The sequence below is a fragment of the Microbacterium sp. P2_F9 genome, assembly GCF_056403635.1.
Genome location: NZ_JBFUFC010000281.1, coordinates 1 through 3,585, shown reverse-complemented (window position 1 = coordinate 3,585; position 3,585 = coordinate 1). Strand labels below are relative to the sequence as shown.

The 3,585-nt window shown below is 64.4% G+C and carries 4 protein-coding genes; all 4 read left to right on the top strand.

Going from position 1 to position 3,585, the window contains the following annotated elements:
- On the top strand, positions 1–411 hold a 411-nt coding region (recO, locus tag AC1DVT_RS18755; protein WP_477390745.1), incomplete at its 5' end, for a DNA repair protein RecO.
- Entirely contained in the window at positions 408–1,229 is an 822-nt protein-coding gene (locus AC1DVT_RS18750) for an isoprenyl transferase (RefSeq protein ID WP_457098576.1), read from the top strand. The genes recO and AC1DVT_RS18750, both read left to right, overlap by 4 nt.
- A gap of 6 nt (positions 1,230–1,235) precedes the next feature.
- A complete protein-coding gene (locus AC1DVT_RS18745; RefSeq protein WP_477390743.1) occupies positions 1,236–1,901 on the top strand; it encodes a hypothetical protein in 666 nt (221 codons plus the stop codon).
- Between the two features lie 141 nt (positions 1,902–2,042).
- Positions 2,043–3,585, top strand: a 1,543-nt coding sequence (locus AC1DVT_RS18740) for an AIPR family protein (protein ID WP_477390741.1), incomplete at its 3' end; no start/stop codon positions are given.

The following is a 3,585-nucleotide window of genomic DNA, read 5'->3' as shown; positions in this document are numbered from 1 at the left end:
AACCAGTACCTGCTGCTCGTCGGCGGGCTACGGGCGCTGTCGCTCGGCGAGCATGCGTCGCGCAGCATCCTCGACTCCTACCTGCTGCGCGCGATGGCGCTCTCCGGGTGGGCGCCGTCGCTGTCGGAGTGCGCGCGGTGCGGCGCACCCGGTCCGCACGACTCCTTCGTCGCGCAGCTCGGCGGTCTGGTGTGCCGCGACTGCGCTCCCATGGGCGCTGCCCGCGTGGACGCCGAGACCGTCTCGCTCCTGCGCGCGCTCATGTCCGGCACGTGGGAAGAGGTGGACGGCGCATCGGAACATGCCACGGCCGCGGCATCCGGTCTCGTCGCCGCCTATACGCAATGGCACCTCGAGCGCGGCATCCGCTCGCTCGACCACGTCGAGTACCTCCCCTGGGTGGCGCGATGACCCCGAAGCCGTACACGCACCGCGATGCCGTGCCGTACCGCCCGATCGACTGGACCGGTCAGCAGCCCCCGGCGTTTCCGCGCGGGGGAGTGCCCGGTCACGTCGCCATCGTGATGGACGGCAACGGGCGCTGGGCCAACCGCAAGGGGCTCACGCGCATCGAGGGGCACCGGGCGGGAGAGGCGGCACTCCTCGACGTGGTCGCCGGGGCGATCCAGGCCGGGGTGAAGCACCTCTCGGTCTATGCCTTCTCGACCGAGAACTGGTCGCGCTCACCCGACGAAGTGCGCTTCCTGATGGGCTTCAACCGCGACGTGCTGCACCGGCGGCGCGACCAGCTCAACGAGTGGGGGGTGCGCATCCGCTGGGCCGGCCGCAAGCCCCGCCTGTGGGGCTCGGTGATCCGCGAACTGCAGTACGCCGAGCAGCTCACGGCGTCCAACAGCGTGCTGACCCTCACGATGTGCGTCAACTACGGCGGCCGGGTCGAGCTCGTCGACGCGGTGCGGTCGATCGCCGACGACGTCGCGTCGGGGCGGATCCGCCCCAGCGCGGTCAGCGAGAAGCTGATCCAGCGGCGCCTCTACATCCCGGACATGCCCGATGTGGACCTGTTCGTGCGGTCAAGCGGTGAGCAGCGCACCTCGAACTTTCTGCTCTGGGAGTCCGCCTATGCCGAGTTCGTCTTCCTCGACACGCTCTGGCCCGACTTCGGCCGCGTCGAGCTTTGGCGTGCGATCGAGCTCTACCTCGATCGCGACCGGCGCTTCGGCGGCGCGGTGGACCAGCCCGATCAGCCAGAGCTCCCGGCACTGTAGGCGACGATGACGCGTACCCGGACTGAGTTCGGCGCGCGGGCGCCGCGGTCGCTGCGTCTGCGACGGGAATCGTGGGGCTTCGCCCTCGGCTCACTGTGCTTCGCGGTCGGAGCCATCCCGTGGTACTTCGCGGCGGTGGGTGCCGTGTGGGGCTCGGCGACGTTCTTCGTGGGTTCGCTCCTGTTCACCTCCGCGGGGCTCATCCAGCTGCTGCTCAGCGGCCGCCGGCCGCCTCGACAGGGTGGAACGCGTGCGGATGCCGCCGACTGGTGGTCGGCGGCCGTGCAGTTCGCCGGCACCCTGCTGTTCAACCTGAGCACCGGGATCGTCCTCATCGCTGCCCTGAACCAGCCGGCCGATCYGTTCACCGGGTGGAAGCCGGATGCCTGGGGCTCGGTCGCCTTCCTCGTCTCGAGTGCCTTCGCCATGGTGGCTGCCGCCCGCCGCCACGAACTCTGGGACCGGCTCGCGCGCACCTGGGCGGGCACGTGGCTCAACATGCTCGGATCGATCCTGTTCGGCGTCTCCGCGGTCGGCGCCTTCGTCCTTCCCTCCACGGGTGATCTCGTGAGCGAGACGTGGGCGAATCTCGGCACGTTCCTGGGCGCACTCTGCTTCTTCTTCGCCGCAGTGCTCGCCCGGCGGAATATCGAACCCGACCCGCGGAGTTGAACCCGACATGACCGACCCGATCAAGATCGACGTGTGGAGCGATATCGCCTGCCCGTGGTGTTAATTGGCTATAGGTTCGGCACCCGATTCGATGGCGCGTCGATTCCGTTTTGAGCCGAGGTTGACCGCCAGGATGGCTGAGTGTCAACAAACGAGAGCGTACTTATTGATGGGTACATCGCCTCCTCACAGGCCGAGCGCGATGAGCCGTTACCTCAGTCCGTAGCTTTCGAGACCTTCGGTGCGCAGATGGTTCTACGCGACCGAAACCTCTCTGACGACGAGATTGAGTTGGGGCGCATCGGCGGCGGCATGGATGGCGCACTCGATGGGGTGTACGTCTTCCTAGATGGCGATCTGCTCGACGAGGATTCTGAAGTTCTCGCAGATGATTTCGCCCCAAAGTCAGTCCGCAAGGGCGCGGAGCTCACCCTGCGCCTGATACAGACCAAGGAAGAGTCAGGCTTCACCGAGACCGCGCTCGACAAGCTGGAGTCGTCGCTCGGGCGCTTGCTCGACCTCAACATGACGGACGAGCAGCTGCTGGTGTACTACTCGCCGGACGTCATAGGACGAATCCGGCTGTTCACGAAGGCGTGGACAGTACTCGCCATCCGCTCGCCGACGATTTCAATCTTCGTTGACTACGTGAGCAAGGGTGACACGTCGAATCCTGCGGCCGCCGTTACACAGAAGGCGGCAGACCTCGCTGACAGGCTGGGCCACCTGGTCCCTGGGTCTTCGACAACCGTGCGTCTGCTGGGTGCGCGGGAACTATGGGAGATGGCCAACGCCGTCCCTCAATACGACCTGCAGCTGAGATTCGCCGAGTATCTATCCAAGGGAGAGTCCTACACCGGACTCGTCGGACTGGCCGACTACTACGAATTCTTGTCGGATGCTGACGGCGGACTCCGGGGTCACTTGTTCGACTGGAACGTCCGAGACTTCCAAGGTGGCGTGGCGGTGAACAAGAGCATCGAAGCTTCGCTGGAGTCAGAGGTTCAGGATGATTTCTGGTGGCTGAACAATGGTGTGACAGTACTTTGTTCGACCGTCTCGATCAGCGGTGACAAGACCTTCACAATGCAGAACGTTCAGATTGTGAATGGGATGCAGACGTCGCACAGCATTCACAGTGCGATCACCAAGTCCGGCCTCGACGCCGAACGAGCTCGCGGACGTTCGGTACTTGTGCGAGTTTTTCAGACCCAGGATGAGGCAACTCGCGATCGCATCATTCGTGCGACCAACAGCCAAACCAAAGTGCCCGATGCATCCCTTCATGCAACGGAGGACATTCATAGACAGCTCGAGTCGTACTTCTTGACCCAGGGCTGGTACTACGACCGGCGAAAGAACTTCTATAAGAACAGCGGCAAGCCGGCGGATCGGATCGTCTCAATCTCGGCGCTAGGGCAAGCCGTAATGGCCGTGGGCCTTGGGCGACCTGATGACGCGCGAGCGCGGCCGTCGTCACTTCTGAACAACCCAGCCGACTACAAGAGCGTCTTTTCGTCGAAGATTCCGTTGCACACCTATCTATGGATCGCTCAACTGCAGCGACGGGTAGACACACTCATGCTCGACTCCGAAGTCGCCGACTCCTACGTGCGCACAAACTTCCGCTTCCATGTGAGCCTCTACCTGGCTACAAGGCTGCTCGGCACGCGGATCTATAGTC

Bases quoted from the DNA above. Each gene is read 5' to 3' on its own strand.
- AC1DVT_RS18750 (WP_457098576.1), top strand. From the start codon at position 408: ATGACCCCGAAGCCGTACACGCACCGCGATGCCGTGCCGTACCGCCCG.